Raw genomic sequence first — 16,429 nt, 5'->3', positions numbered from 1 at the left:
CGCACAATAGGATAGACGGCGCAACTCACTTACTGACGCATCGTATACATCTATGTGCTGCGTTATCGCTACTGTCGAAGAGAGTGGCTCGATAGCAAAGCGGCTCGTGGCGAAACGCAGCGTGTCATAGTTTGGCTTGGTTAATCGTCATACCGCCTAGCCAGAGGCGGGCGTTCATCCATTGGAACGAAAGTATCTGGCAACACTATCATAAAATGTCTTGTGTTTTGTTTCTCATATTAGCGGTTGTATCTCTCATCACGACGGGTATTGGTGATCAAAAGACGATCCATGCGTCGTTCGAATGCTACATCCGAAATGTCACCAGAGACATATTGCCGACGTAATGAGGCAAGCGCACGCGTTGTCTCGACAGGCAGATTACGTTCAATACTCGCGGGCATGGGAGTGAATCTGGCAGGAAGATGGAAGACACTGATTGGAGGAATGATTTGCTCAACTCGCGCGAATATCGATGCAAGATGATAATTCTCAATTTGCATAACCCATCGAAACACTGCCCAAAGAAGACTCATTACCGAGGCAATCCATAGCGTTGCAAAGACCGCAAGTGCAGTGATAACCGGAATAGCGACGTCAATAATGAGTTCAATAATCGGGGTCGCAGCGAGAATGCCTGAACTGATCGCGATTATCAGATATATAACCGTGAGTGCAGAGAGTCCGACAGAAAGCACTATGCCGAAAAGAGCTACCCACAGCAATCTGGCGCTGTGTTCTGACATTACTGTTAGTATTTGCTTCAACTATCTATTAATTATTGTTTCGATTTTAGGGTGTTCACAGTATGGTACGTATGATATACTTTCAAGTAGTTGATTAGTTTCTCGTCAGGTATTCTGTCCATATAGAAGTATATGATATATGCTCAATGGTGTTAATTGGCAATTAACATGCCAATATAGATAATCGGTATTCACTTTTGAGATTGATTCGTCGATATCAGAAATATATATTTGAGTTCGGAATATTAAATACTATTGGCATAGTATATACACGTGATGAGTAACGATTCCGAACCATCCGATGGTGTGTCGGTATCGATGAGCCTTTCAGGAGAGTATAATGAGGTTATGTCTAAGCTTCGGATTGATACGACAGGTGCAGACATACTTGAACCATTACTTGCAGATTCCGAGGCAGTACTTGAGGCAGTAGAACAACTTGATGGTGGTACTCGGAGCGTCGTTGCCGAACAACTCACAGATGAGTCATCACTGTCAGATGATGCTGATGCGGTGGTAACACTGTTGCAAGTTCTTGAACGATATGAGTTGGTTCACCTAGATGGTAATACGTGGAAGCCTGGCGCACGATTACGTGAATAATATATACTGTCTGTGATCAATCAGCGAGACCAGATACCACCGTTTGCGCGCTTGTGATATCTGATAATAGTGGGCTCGGGCGGATTTGAACCACCGGTCTCTTCCTTGTAAGGGAAGCGTCATAACCACTAGACTACGAGCCCTCTCAAACCGTATCAATATGCACTCATATCGTCATTTTTGCGCATACAATCAACCTACATATCTAGCCAACTGACTCGCAGTTATAACCGTTTTCAATCTTCGGTAGAGCAATGAAGTGAGTGTATTATGCATCAGAATCTAAATGTCGACACTGTTAGGCGCAGGAATCAATATCAGAATATATGAACAGGCGGTTATTCGGGCGAGCCGTCGCAGTGGCGATTGGTGTCATCCTCATTGGAGTGATAATTGTGGCAGTAATCCCTGGAATTGGACCGACTGGTGAGTATGACAGAGAAACGGTTGAGATTATTGATAGCCAGACAGATGAGCAGTTAGAACGTGTTTCCGTGCGCGTCGCTGATACGCCACAAAAGCGATATCAAGGATTGAGTAATACAGACTCACTCGCCACAGATGAAGGGATGTTATTCATTCATGATAACGAGGATCGATATGTATATGTGATGCGTAACATGTCATTTCCAATTGATATCATATTTATCGATATGACAGGAACGATTACACGGATACATCACGCAGAAATGCCGACGAGTACGACAGATGATAGTCTACAACGGTATCCAGGACATGGAAAGTATGTACTTGAGGTATCATATAATTACACGCAAGAACATAACATCACAGTCGACGATAGAGTGCAGATCAATATTCAGTGAGATCATATCAGATACAATTAGTTACTGAAAGAACGAGCGTGTATTGAGATCCTTATATTACAGATACAGAGACCCCTAGCAATCATTTATAGTTATCATCAAATTACTAGTCGGTGAATAATACTTGATTAGGCTTGGTTCAGTCGCTAACGATGATAGCCTGTGTGAGCCTAACAATAATACAGTAGGCTAAACGGCTTCCGTCCAGATTGATAGATATGAGCGATGTCTCAGATGACGAACAAGCAGGTGAGCAAAAAAACAAAAATAGGGACATGTATAATATGCAGGGTCAGTCGGTAACCAGATCAGATAATAAAAAGAAACAACCAGATGACGACACGATAGATAAAAAAGAGATATTGCGTGATCTCGGCGAATTAGAGGGATGGAATGTCGATAACTATGCAGCACGTGTACATTATCAGGGAGAGAACGATCGATATAGTATTGAATTCTATGCACCCTCAGAGTGTGTGCTGTATTGGAAGGTCAAAGGTGATGGGGAAACAGCAGTCCCAGTTGGTCGGATGACCGTTCCAGACCCACTGCGGACACGGATTCGGTCTGACCTCGCAGACGCAGGGATTGACCCTTCAGTAGAGGATCGAACGCTGTAATCATTCGCGAGGATGTATATATTATCAAACTCTAGCTCACGGTCTTTACCCACCAGATGAATGTTAAACCGATCATTCTGAGTGCTGTATTGAGAGTTATCAACGTTCTCAGCAACCATTATACCGCCTGAGCCCCAAATTATATTGATGGATGCGGTTCCCGCAGACGAGGATGATCCGTTTGAGTCACAACGTGAACGTGTGTCAAACCCGATGCGACGGCTCTTTTCGACATACGGTCGTGAAAATATACCAGCAGTAGCTATTGGTATCATCTCAAGTATCGCTGCTCGTGTTCTTGATCTTCTTCCGCCGGTCTTACTCGCGGTTGCAGTGGATGCAATCTTTCTTGATGAGCGGTCATTCTCATTATGGTTCATTCCAACAGCATGGATACCAGCCGATCAGGTTGGGCAATTATATCTTTCCGTTGCTCTTATTGCTGGAGCATTCATTGGTGGTGCTGCGTTTCATTGGACCCGAAACTGGGGATGGAATGCATTTGCCCAGCGGGTCCAACATGCGGTTCGAACAGACACCTATAATGAAATGCAGCGGCTGAGTCTCTCATTTTTCGCTGATAAACAAACCGGCGAAATGATGTCAATTCTCTCAAATGACGTGAATAGACTGGAGCGGTTTCTCAACGACGGCATGAACTCAGCGTTTCGGCTTGGAGTGATGGTTATCGGTATCGCCGCGATCTTACTGTACTGGAATTGGCAACTCGCACTTGTTACGCTGAGCGTTGTTCCACTCATTGGGTTCTTTACCTATCGGTTTGTGAAGATAATTCAGCCGAAATACGCTGATGTCCGCTCATCGGTTGGGCAGTTGAACTCTCGTCTTGAAAATAATCTTGGTGGAATTCAGGTTATCAAATCTGCACATACAGAAAACTTCGAGTCAGACCGAGTTGACGACACCTCACAGGAGTATTTCGATGCGAACTGGGATGCAATCAGAACGCGAATTACGTTCTTCCCTGCGTTGCGTATTCTCTCTGGGGTTGGGTTCGTCTTAACGTTCCTTATTGGTGGGGCATGGGTATTAACATATCAACAAACCGGTCAGGCACCGCTTTTCTTCTCAGGGTCGCTGACGCCAGGAGAATTTGTTGGATTCATTCTGTTCACGCAGCGATTTATTTGGCCAATGTCACAGTTCGGTCAGATAATCAATATGTATCAACGAGCATACGCTTCCGCAGCACGGGTATTTGGATTGATGGATGAACCCGCACGCATTGTCAACAATCCCGACGCACCAGCACTTGACGTTAATTCAGGCACGGTGCAGTATAATGATGTGACGTTTGGGTATGAGACCGATGAAGAACCAACGATCAAAGATATTTCATTTGAAATTCCAGGCGGTGAAACGCTTGCACTCGTTGGTCCAACTGGAGCCGGAAAATCAACAGTATTGAAACTCCTGCTTCGGATGTATGACGTTGATGAAGGAGAAATTACAGTTGATGGAACGGACGTGCGTGATATAACGATCCCAAGTCTTCGAGAATCAATCGGATATGTGAGTCAAGACACGTTCATGTTCTATGGAACGGTGGCAGAGAACATTCGGTATGGAACATTTGACGCCTCTCGTGAGGATATTATTGACGCTGCGAAAACAGCAGAAGCGCATGATTTCATCATGAATCTCCCGGATGGATACGATACGGAGATTGGTGAACGGGGGGTCAAACTCTCTGGTGGGCAACGACAGCGGCTCTCAATTGCACGCGCTGTCCTCAGAGACCCCGATATCCTGATACTGGATGAGGCGACATCAGATGTCGATACCGAGACAGAAATGTTAATCAAGCGATCAATCGACCGTCTGACTGCCAATCGAACGACGTTTAGCATTGCTCATCGACTTTCAACAATCAAGGATGCAGATCGAATTCTTGTGCTTGATGATGGAGAAGTTGTTGAGCGTGGAACGCATACTGAATTGCTCGCTGCCGACGGACTTTACGCGCATCTATGGGGTGTCCAAGCAGGCGAAATCGAAGAATTACCTGAAACCTTCATTCAGCGAGCAACGGAACGTGTTTCCCAGACGTCGATTGAAACTGATGCCGCAGATGACTAATTCAATATCAGATGGCTAACTCACTGATTTTCGCGTTGTCATTATTATACTAATGTATTTAGATAGCGTCATACACACCCTTCGTTGGATACGCATTTCAGCACGCACTATTCAACAATAATGTTAAGCGCCGATTCCGTCTGAGTTATCAAAAATGTAGAAGACTATCACACGTTTCGCTGATGGTATTATCGAAATTATAATGAATCACTCTTCAGTTTCCTCATCAGCTTCGGGTAGTTGGTCGTGTAGCTGTGGTACTGTTGTTGTCAGCTCACTCACAAGCTCATCTGCTGTATTAATCGATGTAATTAGTTCTTCGACCGACTCAACTTCTGAGCGGAGTTCATCAGGTTCCTCAAATGCATCTGCGCGGTTACCAACGACAAAGGTTTTTTTTGCTTGCCGAAGATGCTCCTCGGCATCGTCTGCATCAAGTGCTGAGCGGAGTCCGTTGAGCGCTCCCAATACATTATCAGCGTTAGTCTGCCACACCGAGGCGGCATCCGGGAGCTCTGTACGAGCATCATCAAGATGAGCCTCAACTTCTTCACGCATTTCTTCGGCTGCCTCACCGAACAAATCATCATCGGTAAACGTACTCTGACTGCTCATACCGCAGGGTTAGACGCCAAGCGTTATAAAGACACGTCAAGCAACGGAAGCGGTACGATATTGAGTTGCTCGATAAACAGGTTGTCAAATTGAATCGTCTGTAGGTGATTCAACAGCGACAATCTCCATAAGCGGGTAATCACCATCCATGCTCATCTGTGTTTGTACCTGACAACCGTCATATTCAATCTGCATTGTTACATCAAGAAATTCTCCAGTTAACTCGGTATACTCAGCAGACTGTTCAGCAAGCGCAGTTTCAATACGGTCGGTCCTAACAGTAACCTCTACAGCCTCACAGTGTGGTTGGTTTTCGATCGCATCTTCTATTCCATCCTCGAGTGTTGACGCGCTAGCTGGACTCACAGGGGTTCCAGCGAACTGATGATACAATGTACCAAACTTGATACCAGCTTCAAAGCATGCTTCTTCAGCAGTTGTTGTTGTAGTCGTCTCTGAGAGTTCGTCCGTCGCAGTCATGGATCTAATTCGATGTATGTTATTAGGATGCTTGTCGCTGTCGTCACGATTATTGCAAGAATTGAATACAATTAATTCGAACCGAGGATTTCTTAGCCACGCCTATCGCAATAACTGATGAATGGACGAATCGGTTCTGTTGACGGGGGCTAGCGGGCGGGTCGGAGAGGCGATCCTACGTCACGCTGGTGAGGACTTCGCATGGCGGTTGTTTGATCGTGAGCCCGTCCCTCGTAATCGTCGCCCATCACGGATTACTAATGACGATGTGTTCATTTCCGATTTGACAAACACAGATGCACTGGCGGATGCGATGAAGGGATGTAAAGCAGTTGTTCATCTCGCAGGCGACCCTCGCCCTGAGGCACCTTGGAAGAGCGTTTTAGAAAATAATATCAATGGGACCCAGGCTGTGTATGAAGCCGCAGTCAAAGCTGAGGTTGATCGATTCATCTTCGCTTCATCAAATCACGCTGTTGGATCATATGAAACAGATGAGCGAACGCCAGCAATGTATCGGAGTGATGATTCATATCGTCTTGATGGAGCGGAACTCCCCCGACCGAGTAATCTCTATGGTGTAAGCAAGGCAACTGGGGAAGTTATTGGGCGGTATTATCATGATACGCATGGGATTACGGTCGCAAATGTCCGTATCGGAAATCTAACTGAGGGACACCCACCGATTGATTATGAACGAGGGCAAGCGATGTGGCTTTCATATCGAGACTGCGCACATCTATTTTCGCGCTGTATTGACGCAGAGTATGAATTCGAGATTATTTATGGAATTTCTGATAATGACCGAAAATACTACTCAATCGCACGTGCGAAAGAAGCACTTGGATATGATCCACAAGATAACTCTGCTGAGTGGCAGGGCAAAGAACGAATAATGAAAAAGGGCGAATAAATATATTCTTCAGCGTTCTTCTTTATTTTATTGCGGTACTCATTTTTACTGGGCATGAGAATTGTGTGTTACTGCAGTGAATTCACGATAGTCGGAATAAACGCGAAATTGGGTACCCTATGGAAATTGTTTTTGAGTGATAATAACCAAAATTAGGCAGAGCAATCAAGAATGACTACTTGAATAGTCCGTTTATGTCTTGTTCACGCTGTCGTCGTCGTTCAACGTTGCTCCGGAGTCGACGATAGATTAATCCGCGATGATCAGGATCACGGACAAACACAGAGAGTGTCCCAATGAACCCACGTGGTTCATTATATGACTTTGAGTCGGGTACAGTTTCCTTATGCCCGTATTGAACTGCATCAGCGATAATATCAGTATCAATATTATCAGTATGTGATGCAATTGCAGAGGCTGCATAGCCGATTGCATCAAATCGAAGAGTCGCAACTGTTGGTCGTTCCTTATCAACGTACCATGGAGGAACACGGTGTCGTTCGATAACTGCAGGGTCATCGCTAAGAGCTGAAAGATACTCATACAGTCGATTACCGATAATTGATGAGTGTGATCGTCTTATCCTAGCAAGTTTTGTAGTTGCATTATGTGCTGCTGTTGTTGTGTTGACCCATCTGTGATCTTGTGCACTCTCAATTGCTGTTGCGGATTGTTCAAGTGCTGTGCATGTAGTCTGGTCATCTGACGAAAGATCCTCTTGTTGACGAATGAGATCACATGCAGTCCACACAGGACGGTATTCACCAGCGTTAAATAATACGACACCACCAAGGAGAGTCTCATCCACATTAATAATACGTAATCGAAAGATAATATCCTGTCGACGATGTGCAATGTAAACCGGCGACGAACGTATGAGTGTTCACCACATGATATTACACGATGACTCGGACGCACGTCGCCTGTGTGAACTGCGGGAAAGAGTTTGTTCGTGGAGGAAACTACCACGGTAACTACTGTCCGGAGTGTCACGAAGCGTGGCTAAGCGAAGAACCAGATACTAAAGCTGATTCCGATGAGGGACCACGACCATTCGGTCATCGCTCACCATCATCAGTCGAATCAGGATCATCAACTGGCACCGAAGACGAAAGTGAGGATAGTGACGGTGACAGTGATACTAACAGCGCATCCTCAAATTTCAGCGCGAACGAATGAAATAAGCAGATCAATGGGGCTGCTACTGCTGATACGATATTCTGATTTGATATACATTTGTTAGTCGCTGAGAGTGTTATATGCGGTTAATACGGACATCAAATAAATTAACCTATGATTGGCGATACTAATATTTATTTGAGATACATTATTAACTCTTAATATCAGTAGTTTAACTAAAACAGGGTCCTTCTCATGATATTTGCTGTTCATCATCGATATCACTCGAATCTGAATCTACATCTACGTCACCGTCATCTGAATCTGAGTCTATAGATGGTATGACCGTGACCATCGAGTCATCTGTTTCAGTACGGACAAGTGGATCAGCAGCAACGGCTGCAAGTGAGAGTGTTCCTTGGCGAATATTAGTCTCAAATGTTATTTCAGCCTCCACTGTAGCATCAGTATTCTTGATAGTAACGATCATACCATCTGTGAGATTGTGTTTTTTTGCATCTGCAGGATGAAGCTGTACTTGAGGTGTTTGCTTTCGTTTCTCTCCGTAGACTTCACTTGCCCGACCATTCGTCAAGAGTGTGAATGTTTGCGTAGAGCTGTCTGTGATTGCAGGAATTGGTTGAGCGGTGCCAAATGACATTTTTCCATCCGAGGTCAGGAATCGCTCGGCATACAGATGATCATCTGTGTGAAATGGCCACTGATGCCCGTCAGTACCGATATCTGCATATGAAATACCTGCATGTGGTGGGCTCACCTGTGTCAACTCAGTAAATACCTCTGTGACATTCTGATAATCGAACGTATCGCCAATAAGTTGACACCCAAGATCGGAGAGGATTTCAAAATCGGTGCGAGCGTTCCCTGGTGGTTCTCGTGTCTGTGCAAGGCACTGGACACGACGTTCGAGGTTTGTGACTGTTCCACGCTTTTCAACACCTGTTGCCGCTGGTAGAACCACATCCGCATGTTCAGCAGTTGTGCTCCATAGTGGGTCAATAACAACTAATGTATCAATTGCGTTGAGTCGATTTTCGACCCAACTTGGGTCGCGTTTTGAAACTGCTGGGTTCTCACCTACTACAAGGGCTGCGTGGATATCACCACCAAATCCGTCAAGTAGCGCCGTTGCAGGCGTTCCTGTGGTCGATGGTGGGTCAATGCCCCAGACATCACCAACGCGGGCGCGAGCTTCAGGATTTTGAATTGATTGATTTCCGGGAAGACGGTCTGGCACACAACCGGTATCCGTCGCTCCTTGCTCATTAATCAGTCCACGTAATACAATCACACCAGAACCAGAACAGCCAAGATTACCCGTCAGTCCAAGAAGATGCAACAACGCCGCTGGCGCATTAGGGTTTGGCTGGTCGCTATTAGTATGACCGCTTTCATCAACGCCAGTGCCGGTAAGCGCAATCACGTTGTCTGCATCAATAATTGCCTGTGCAACGCGTTGGAGTGATTCAGAATCAATATCCGCAGCAACACGTGCATTGTCGGTATCAAGCGCTAACAGAGACTTCCGGAAGCGTTCAGCATTTTGAGTTCGTTCAGAAAGAAACGCCTCATCAGTACCACCGCGTTCAATTATCATCGCACTGAGTAAGTCAAAAACAGCAGCATCATAGCCTGGTCGAGGTGAAAGATGGATATTTGCAAGTCGAGTCGTCTCGTTTCCGACAGGATCGATATGGATAAGCGTCGCACCCCCTGAAACAGCTGGTCTAATAAAACTGTTAAATGCAATCGGTTGTCGACCCGCTGGGTTCGCACCAGCAGCTATGATAACATCTGTGTCGAGTATCTCACTAAGACTCGTCGACGTTGCCGGATATCCGAGTCGGTCAGCAAGTGTTCGCGTCGTCTCTCGATGACAATGACGTGCGCGATTGTCGATATTATTCGTTCCAAGTGTTCGCGCCAGCTTTTGAAGCAGATAGTTCTCCTCATTTGTGCAGTGAGGCGCACCAAGAAACGCAAGCGCATCAGGACCATGCACTTCACGAATTGTACGAAATCGATCACAGATAGTTTCATATGCAGTTTGCCATGAGACACGACGCATATCACCTGAGTCTGTGTCATCACTCTCTGTTGTCTGTTTTCGAATTGCAACATGGGGAGAGGTCAAGCGACCAGTTTCAGGATTCTCAACGCCTGTTTCCGCGGCTGCTTCTGGGTCATCAAGACTGAACTCAAATGCATTAATCCCTCTGCGACAAAGTCGACCATTCGGATTCGCTGGACCAGTGATTCCTTTTGCACGATTGTTCCCAGACTGTGTCATCGATGTGTCTGTTCGGCGGCGGAGTCGACAACCAACGCCGCAGCGTGGACAAATAGTCACTGAGTCATCTGATGTATTATTGCTCACGGTTTGGTGTGTCTAACCATACATAATTGGGTTTGAGTGTTGTATGTCGATAGTGATCAAGAAATAAACATATCTCTTATTCGAAGATATCGTATTGAACCTGCACGTGGGATCAAAATAACCAATTTCAACTTGTATTTGCGTTTGTGTTTGTGCCCGTTCTCGCTCTCGTTTTCTCTTTCATGTTTACTCTCGAAGTCGTCGTCCCTGTGATTTGAGGATGCTAATGAAGTATCCAATGCCAGCTCGTGCGTCAGCCCCCAAGAGTTGCCGAAGAACGCCGAATAATCCAACCGGTTCCGACTCTCGTTGTGCTTCGCTAACACCTTGTAGAAGCTGATTTAATCCACGGGCAGTATCCTCATCAACTTCCAACACTGAGAGCGTTTGCGCAAGATCAAGGAGTTGTTTTAATTGACCTTCTCGCTGTAGTTCAAGAACTAGATCAAGCGCATTGACAATCTCAGCACCATCTGTCTCAAGCATCGTCGATAACTCTTCGACCTCCTCTGATGATAGTGAATCAGCAAAGGCAGTCGCAATCATCGCTAGATCATCGAGTTGTCCATCGCGTTGCAGTGAAACAACAGTATCGAGTGATTCTGAAAGATCGTCTGCATTCTTTCCAAGCTCTGTTGCTAGTTCTGCAGACCCTTCCGTTGAGAACCCATCAGCCGCCTGGATAAGGTTTGACGCTGAGTCAGTGATATAATCGATTTCCTCCTCATCAGCGGTTGAAAGTACTATTATTGCTGTAGTGAGTGCATCACTTATCTGATCAGTATGCTCAATCGCGGCTGCGAGGTCTTCGCCATGCGTTTCGATAGCTGCAGTAAGTGCTGCTGCATCACTAGCGTCGACTGTCTTTTGACCGCTTGCACCACTGTCGGTATGTATATCGACGCTACCATTCGTAATGGCTTCTTGTGCGCCATTCGTTGCCGAATCAGGATATTCGTCGGCTGGCTTTGCCATCGTCAGTCGTCTCCTGTACTCATAGTCGTTTGATCGTCGCCGCTGAGTGACCGGCTCATTGCTTCTTGATCAGTATCAACGTCAACATCAACATCAAGCGCATCTGCGTCTGCTGGTTCAATACGTACAGCTGACACCTTGTATTCCGGTGTTGCTGCTGTGGGGTCGAGATGCTCTTCATCGGTCAGTCTATTGATCGCACTCTCAGCGAAATGAATCGGGACAAAGACGTTCTCAGGACCAACACGGTCAGTGATCTGTGCTGGAACAACCGTTTCGCCAGATCGTGACTCAATTCGAACGGGGTCACCGCCTGAAATACCCATTCCTGCTGCTGTTGCAGGATTGATTTCAACAAAGTCACTCGGATTATACTGCATGATACCCTCTTCGCGGTGGGTCATGGTTCCGGTATGATACTGATAGAGCACGCGACCAGTCGTCAGTGTAACTGGGTATTCCTCAGTTGGCTTCTCAGCAGGTTCGCTGTACCCGACACCTTTGAGATTTACCTTGCCATGATCAGTGTTGAATCCATCCTCATAGAGCCGGACAGTACCAGGGTGATCCATATCCCAGCACGGCCATTGAAGACCACCATTTTCTCTGACTCGTTCGTGAGAGATCCCACCGTATATCGGTGTTAATGAGTTTATTTCATCCATAATCTCAGCCGTTGAGTCATAGTCCCAAGATCGACCCATTTTATTGGCAAGCTCCTGTAGAATAATCCAGTCAGGTCGCGAATTGCCTTTCGGCTCCATCACCTCATTCACCATCTGAACTGTTCGATCAGTATTAGTGAATGTTCCAGTCTTCTCAACAAACGATGACGCTGGAAGAACAACATCAGCATATTTCGCAGTTTCAGTGACGAAGAGATCCTGAACAACAAGGAAATCAAGATTCTCAAGCACATTTTCGGCGTGATTCACGCCGGGCTCTGACAACGCTGAGTTCTCGCCAATAATGTACATACCGCGGATATTGTCTTCTGCGGCTTCAAGAAACATCTGAGTCGTGTAGTAGCCATACTCGGAATCAAGCTCGCAGTCCCAAGCCTCTTCAAATTTGCTTCGGACATCATCATCAGCAATATCTTGATATCCAGGGAGATTATCCGGCAATGGTCCCATGTCGCCACCACCGCCTTGCACATTATTTTGTCCGCGGAACGGAGAGACACCGGCACCAGGCTTACCGAGATTTCCGGTTATCGCCGCGAGATTTGCCATTGCGGTGACGTTCTCAGTTCCATGTGAGTGTTCTGTGAGTCCAAGTGTCCATCCAAAGACACAGGCATCGGCATCGCCGAGCGTTTCTGCTGCGGAGGCAATCTCATCGGGTGAAACGCCAGTGATCTTCTCAACACGGTCAGGGGTGAACTCCTCTACAGCCTCACGAAGCTCTTCAAATCCGGTCGTCTGCTCGGCAACGAACGTCTCATCGTGGAGATCATGCTCAATGATGTAACGAGTTATGCCGTTGATCCACACAGCGTCATACCCTGGCTTGACCTGTGTATACTGTGTGGCATACTCAGACATTTGTATTTCACGCGGATCGAATACGAGTAGGTCAGCTCCATCGCGAACGTTTTGTTTTATCTGCGTTGCAAGAACTGGGTGTGCTTCTGTCGTATTTGAACCGGTGAGAAGAACACAATCAGCAATCTCAAGATCGTCAGTGCTAATCGAGGCTGCGCCATATCCGTATGATTGTCCAAGAGCAGCAACTGTCGAGGAATGACACAGACGGTTACAGTTATCAATACTATTAGTCTGAAGCACCTGCCGAGCAAACTTGCCCATTAAGTAGTTTTCTTCATTTGTTGCTTTTGAGGATGCAATGACTGATAGCGCCTCACCGCCGTGAGTATCACGAATATCGCCAAGTCCCTCAGCAACGTGTGAAAGGGCTTCATCCCATGTTGCTTCACGGAATTCTCCGTTGTCATCACGGACAAGCGGTGATGTAAGTCGGTCATCGGAGTTGATGAAGTCATATCCGAACTTTCCTTTTACACATGTTGAGATGCCATTAACCGGTGCATCCTCTTCTTCAGTTGGTCGGGCAGCGAGAATCTCGTCACCATCAGAATACAGATCGAACCGACATCCAACCGCACAGTATCCACAGGTTGTATCGGCAACGTTCAATTCTTCAAGCCGTTTATCACCAATCGCCTGTGCGATTTCGAAGAGTTTGCCCTCTGGGAATGTATCCGCGGCAATATCCTCGGCGACGTTTTCGACGTTGGCGAGTGCTTCTTCCTTAGCATTCGCCATGTAACCTGCAACGCCACTGAGATCGTCATCACTACTCATGGCCACTCACCACTTGAAACGTCTTTCCAGGCAGTATCATCGATCTGATTGGATTCTTCTTCGGTGTTTTGAGTTTCATGTTCATGATTGTGTTCGGTGGATGCTGTTCCGCCGTCAGTTTGAGCACTTGCGTCTGTAGTCGTTGAGTCCTGTCGTTTCTTTTGTGTCATTGGCTCTTTGTCCTCACCGGTTCCCTCGATTGTCTTCCCAACGCTGTTTTTTTGATTAAATCCGGGAAGCGGGATCGTTGTTGCATCCTCAATTCCTTTCTCTACAAGCGAGCCTGTTGGGCAAACGGTTGCACAGTGCCCACAAGAGACACACGTCGAATCTTCCATTGTTTGGGAGTCATTCTGGAATCCAATCCGCGTATCTTGTCCAGATCCTTCTACTTGGAGCACGCCCGCAACTTGCACATCATTACATGCCTCGACACATCGATTACAGAGAATACATTTATTTCGGTCAATCTGTATGAATGGTGATGAATCATCAATCGGCTCGTACTCATCACGATCCTCAAGAACACCATATCGAGGCTTTTCAACCTCCTGTTCAATTGCTGCATCTTGGAGTTCACAGCGACCGTTCTTTCCACAGGCGGTACATCTGAGGTTATGATCTGAGAGAACTAAATCAAGATTGACATCTCGAGCTTCAGCCGCCGCCTCAGCATCTGTCCGTACAGTGAGTCCATCCTCGGCTGGGAAACTACAGGCTGGAACGATTCCATGTGCCTCGGTTTCAACCATGCAGGTCCGACACTCGCTGCGAGGACCGATTTGATCCTCACGTTCATAACTACACAGTGCCGGGACATATTCCTCGGTGTCGATTGTATTGAGCGCATCGAGTATTGTTGCGCCTGTGCCAACGGAAACAACTCGTCCATCGACCGTCAGCGTTGAGGATGTTTCTGAGCCGACATCCGGGTCGGTAGCCGTTCCGGGGGCAATGTCTTCTGTTAGTGGCGGTGCATCAGGGTGATCGTGACCGTGGGTAGAATGTGTATGTGCGTGATTTTGATTATCGCGTTCGGAACTCATTATTTAACCTCCATAGCTGCAAGGCAACTGTTAGTCGGACATTGACCATCTGCGTGAGCCTTAAACTCAGATTCAAATGTATCGAGTGCAGTTCGAGCTGGACGGCCTGCATTAACACCGAACTCACAGATGCTCGTAGTAGTCATCACTCGAATCAACTCATCGATAGCCTCAGGACGATACGTTCCATCGTACAGCGACCGCAGTAACTCAGCGAGTTGTGTTGTACCCTCGCGGCAGGGCACACACCGTCCACAATTTTCTTCTGAGGCGAATTGAGCCCGCTCGCCGACGAACTCAACCACACAACGATCCTCAGAAAGTATGTTGACAATACCTTCGGTTCCAAGATCCGCATCAGTGAGCGTTTCTGGGTCAACCGAAATATCAAGATCAGCTGCAAGACCACCGAATCGACCTCCAACGCAAGCAGCTTTTATCTCACCGGTAGTATCAGCCGCCGCACATGCTTGTTCGATTGTAGCTGTTTCTGGGATCTCGGTAACTGTTTGATCAGTCACATCGCCTTGGATAGTCATCACACGAGTCGATGGGTGAGAATCATCATCACCCTCCCGAAGTGAAACAGCAAGATGTGAAAGCGTTCGCGCCGTGTGGATAAGAGTTGGACGACCGTACAGACCGACTGACTCAGGACCTGGTGGTCGAAGCCGAGCTTCAAGTCGGTGATTTCCTTCAATCGCTTCAAGTGCCATCGTTGGCTCAGCCGCACGATACTCGGCTGGACCAGTGACGACATCGATTGCGATTGAGGGGTCATTGGGATACCGTTCGACAGCGGTGTGAGCGGTCTCGACAGCAGACTCGTCTGCCATAGACGCGAATATGACAATCTCGGTTGCGTCGACAGTCTGTGCTAGCGAAACTGCGCCATCAAGAACATTGAATGGCGCACTTGAGAGCAAAAGTGAATCTCCCGGATTGCTGTGTGCATTGATGACGACTGCAGCATCTCCTTCAGCATCGTGCGCATCCACCCACGTCTCTGTAAGTGCGCTATCATGACATGCGTCTCCCCATCCACGCCCATGTATGCTTTCACCAGCATCAAAGACAACATCAGGGTCAACATCATTCAAGAATCCACCAGCGGCATCATAATCGTCCACATTAGCTGGACGTCGCCATCCGCATCCGGCAAGCACACGACGGATTCCGTTATCGAGTGCGTCGAGATCAACGACGGGCATCTCGGGTAATTCAGGATCATGATCTACGACTGTTGCTGGGTCTGCAGCAGTAACATCTCCAGTCTCATCGATACGATGTACGGCAGTTTCAAGTCGATCGGATGAACATGCAAGGTAAAATGCTGTTGTTCCATCAACGGTTGCCATTAATAATGGTTCAGCTGCTGTAATGCCCGTTGAACCGACCGTAGCAACAGGGGACTCGACTGTGGCATCAAGATCTAGACCTGGATTATACAAATCATCAATGCCAGCCACTCGAAGCTGGAGACCGTCGGTCGGAGTAAGTATTGTCATTAATTATTGTCTAATAGCTAGAAGTATTTGAATAGCATAAATGATTGGGTACAATTTTTAAGTGATAATGTAACTTAGCCTAGGAATGATATAAATAATTATTAAAGTTTCTGTTGCGGAAATTTGCTAGACATATCCAATGAATTATATCATTA

Annotated in this window: 15 protein-coding genes and 1 tRNA gene; 6 read left to right on the top strand and 10 right to left on the bottom strand. The window is 46.7% G+C overall.

What is annotated here, in order from left to right:
- Positions 1–239: 239 nt before the first annotated feature.
- Positions 240–746, bottom strand: coding sequence for an SHOCT domain-containing protein (locus J07HQW2_RS11115; RefSeq protein WP_021055612.1), 507 nt, complete (start codon positions 744–746; stop codon positions 240–242).
- Between the two features lie 276 nt (positions 747–1,022).
- On the opposite strand from J07HQW2_RS11115, the gene J07HQW2_RS11110 reads away from it, so the two are divergent.
- A complete protein-coding gene (locus J07HQW2_RS11110) occupies positions 1,023–1,349 on the top strand; it encodes a hypothetical protein (RefSeq protein ID WP_021055611.1) in 327 nt (108 codons plus the stop codon).
- A 70-nt stretch (positions 1,350–1,419) separates the two neighbouring features.
- Here the strand turns inward: J07HQW2_RS11110 and J07HQW2_RS11105 are convergent.
- Positions 1,420–1,492 (bottom strand) — tRNA-Val (locus tag J07HQW2_RS11105).
- 183 nt (positions 1,493–1,675) lie between these two features.
- On the opposite strand from J07HQW2_RS11105, the gene J07HQW2_RS11100 reads away from it, so the two are divergent.
- The 3 genes from J07HQW2_RS11100 (at position 1,676) to J07HQW2_RS11090 (ending at position 4,893) form a co-directional block, all read left to right on the top strand.
- On the top strand, positions 1,676–2,173 hold the full coding sequence (locus tag J07HQW2_RS11100) for a DUF192 domain-containing protein (RefSeq protein WP_021055610.1): 498 nt from the start codon (positions 1,676–1,678) through the stop codon (positions 2,171–2,173).
- 284 nt (positions 2,174–2,457) lie between these two features.
- Complete coding sequence (locus J07HQW2_RS11095) at positions 2,458–2,793, top strand: DUF7538 family protein (protein ID WP_394324646.1); 336 nt, start codon at positions 2,458–2,460, stop codon at positions 2,791–2,793.
- Positions 2,794–2,940: 147 nt separating this feature from the next.
- Positions 2,941–4,893 carry an ABC transporter ATP-binding protein gene (locus J07HQW2_RS11090; protein WP_021055608.1) on the top strand — a complete coding sequence of 651 codons (1,953 nt, stop codon included), beginning with the start codon at positions 2,941–2,943 and terminating at the stop codon, positions 4,891–4,893.
- Between the two features lie 207 nt (positions 4,894–5,100).
- Here J07HQW2_RS11090 and J07HQW2_RS11085 read toward each other — a convergent pair whose 3' ends face one another.
- Together J07HQW2_RS11085 and J07HQW2_RS11080 are read right to left on the bottom strand one after the other, a co-directional pair.
- Positions 5,101–5,508: a DUF5790 family protein gene (locus J07HQW2_RS11085; RefSeq protein ID WP_021055607.1), complete on the bottom strand. Its 408-nt coding sequence runs from the start codon at positions 5,506–5,508 to the stop codon at positions 5,101–5,103.
- Positions 5,509–5,592: 84 nt separating this feature from the next.
- On the bottom strand, positions 5,593–5,988 hold the full coding sequence (locus J07HQW2_RS11080; RefSeq protein WP_021055606.1) for a dihydroneopterin aldolase family protein: 396 nt from the start codon (positions 5,986–5,988) through the stop codon (positions 5,593–5,595).
- Between the two features lie 121 nt (positions 5,989–6,109).
- On the opposite strand from J07HQW2_RS11080, the gene azf reads away from it, so the two are divergent.
- The gene (gene azf / locus J07HQW2_RS11075; RefSeq protein WP_021055605.1) at positions 6,110–6,901 is read left to right on the top strand and encodes an NAD-dependent glucose-6-phosphate dehydrogenase Azf; all 792 of its coding nucleotides are present in this window, start codon (positions 6,110–6,112) and stop codon (positions 6,899–6,901) included.
- 175 nt (positions 6,902–7,076) lie between these two features.
- On the opposite strand, the gene J07HQW2_RS11070 is transcribed toward azf, so the two are convergent.
- Positions 7,077–7,709 (bottom strand): hypothetical protein, encoded by a 633-nt coding sequence (locus tag J07HQW2_RS11070; RefSeq protein ID WP_021055604.1) that lies wholly within the window; start codon positions 7,707–7,709, stop codon positions 7,077–7,079.
- Positions 7,710–7,804: 95 nt separating this feature from the next.
- Between J07HQW2_RS11070 and J07HQW2_RS11065 the strand changes: the two genes are divergently transcribed.
- Positions 7,805–8,080: a DUF7564 family protein gene (locus J07HQW2_RS11065; RefSeq protein ID WP_021055603.1), complete on the top strand. Its 276-nt coding sequence runs from the start codon at positions 7,805–7,807 to the stop codon at positions 8,078–8,080.
- A 193-nt stretch (positions 8,081–8,273) separates the two neighbouring features.
- Here J07HQW2_RS11065 and J07HQW2_RS11060 read toward each other — a convergent pair whose 3' ends face one another.
- The 5 genes from J07HQW2_RS11060 to J07HQW2_RS11040 all read right to left on the bottom strand — a co-directional run bounded on the left by J07HQW2_RS11060 (position 8,274) and on the right by J07HQW2_RS11040 (position 16,274).
- A complete protein-coding gene (locus J07HQW2_RS11060) occupies positions 8,274–10,418 on the bottom strand; it encodes a molybdopterin oxidoreductase family protein (protein ID WP_048075256.1) in 2,145 nt (714 codons plus the stop codon).
- Positions 10,419–10,604: 186 nt separating this feature from the next.
- Complete coding sequence (locus J07HQW2_RS11055) at positions 10,605–11,393, bottom strand: helical membrane plugin domain-containing protein (protein ID WP_021055601.1); 789 nt, start codon at positions 11,391–11,393, stop codon at positions 10,605–10,607.
- Positions 11,394–11,395: 2 nt separating this feature from the next.
- The gene (gene fdhF / locus J07HQW2_RS11050) at positions 11,396–13,720 is read right to left on the bottom strand and encodes a formate dehydrogenase subunit alpha (RefSeq protein ID WP_021055600.1); all 2,325 of its coding nucleotides are present in this window, start codon (positions 13,718–13,720) and stop codon (positions 11,396–11,398) included.
- Complete coding sequence (locus J07HQW2_RS20050) at positions 13,717–14,766, bottom strand: 2Fe-2S iron-sulfur cluster-binding protein (protein ID WP_021055599.1); 1,050 nt, start codon at positions 14,764–14,766, stop codon at positions 13,717–13,719. Before J07HQW2_RS20050 ends, fdhF begins: the two co-directional genes overlap by 4 nt.
- The gene (locus tag J07HQW2_RS11040; RefSeq protein ID WP_021055598.1) at positions 14,766–16,274 is read right to left on the bottom strand and encodes an NADH-ubiquinone oxidoreductase-F iron-sulfur binding region domain-containing protein; all 1,509 of its coding nucleotides are present in this window, start codon (positions 16,272–16,274) and stop codon (positions 14,766–14,768) included. Before J07HQW2_RS11040 ends, J07HQW2_RS20050 begins: the two co-directional genes overlap by 1 nt.
- Positions 16,275–16,429: the final 155 nt, after the last annotated feature.

It is taken from the genome of Haloquadratum walsbyi J07HQW2 (assembly GCF_000415985.1).
In the GTDB taxonomy this organism is placed as follows: Archaea; Halobacteriota; Halobacteria; order Halobacteriales; family Haloferacaceae; genus Haloquadratum; species Haloquadratum walsbyi_B.
This window is presented reverse-complemented; position numbering and strand designations above follow the sequence as displayed.

Coding starts and splice junctions, on each gene's coding strand:
- J07HQW2_RS11110 (WP_021055611.1), top strand. CDS start 1,023: ATGAGTAACGATTCCGAACCATCCGATGGTGTGTCGGTATCGATGAGC.
- J07HQW2_RS11100 (WP_021055610.1), top strand. CDS start 1,676: ATGAACAGGCGGTTATTCGGGCGAGCCGTCGCAGTGGCGATTGGTGTC.
- J07HQW2_RS11055 (WP_021055601.1), bottom strand. CDS start 11,393: ATGGCAAAGCCAGCCGACGAATATCCTGATTCGGCAACGAATGGCGCA.
- J07HQW2_RS11095 (WP_394324646.1), top strand. CDS start 2,458: ATGCAGGGTCAGTCGGTAACCAGATCAGATAATAAAAAGAAACAACCA.
- J07HQW2_RS11040 (WP_021055598.1), bottom strand. CDS start 16,274: ATGACAATACTTACTCCGACCGACGGTCTCCAGCTTCGAGTGGCTGGC.
- J07HQW2_RS11065 (WP_021055603.1), top strand. CDS start 7,805: ATGACTCGGACGCACGTCGCCTGTGTGAACTGCGGGAAAGAGTTTGTT.
- J07HQW2_RS11085 (WP_021055607.1), bottom strand. CDS start 5,508: ATGAGCAGTCAGAGTACGTTTACCGATGATGATTTGTTCGGTGAGGCA.
- J07HQW2_RS11090 (WP_021055608.1), top strand. CDS start 2,941: ATGGATGCGGTTCCCGCAGACGAGGATGATCCGTTTGAGTCACAACGT.
- J07HQW2_RS11080 (WP_021055606.1), bottom strand. CDS start 5,988: ATGACTGCGACGGACGAACTCTCAGAGACGACTACAACAACAACTGCT.
- azf (WP_021055605.1), top strand. CDS start 6,110: ATGGACGAATCGGTTCTGTTGACGGGGGCTAGCGGGCGGGTCGGAGAG.
- J07HQW2_RS20050 (WP_021055599.1), bottom strand. CDS start 14,766: ATGAGTTCCGAACGCGATAATCAAAATCACGCACATACACATTCTACC.
- fdhF (WP_021055600.1), bottom strand. CDS start 13,720: ATGAGTAGTGATGACGATCTCAGTGGCGTTGCAGGTTACATGGCGAAT.
- J07HQW2_RS11115 (WP_021055612.1), bottom strand. CDS start 746: ATGTCAGAACACAGCGCCAGATTGCTGTGGGTAGCTCTTTTCGGCATA.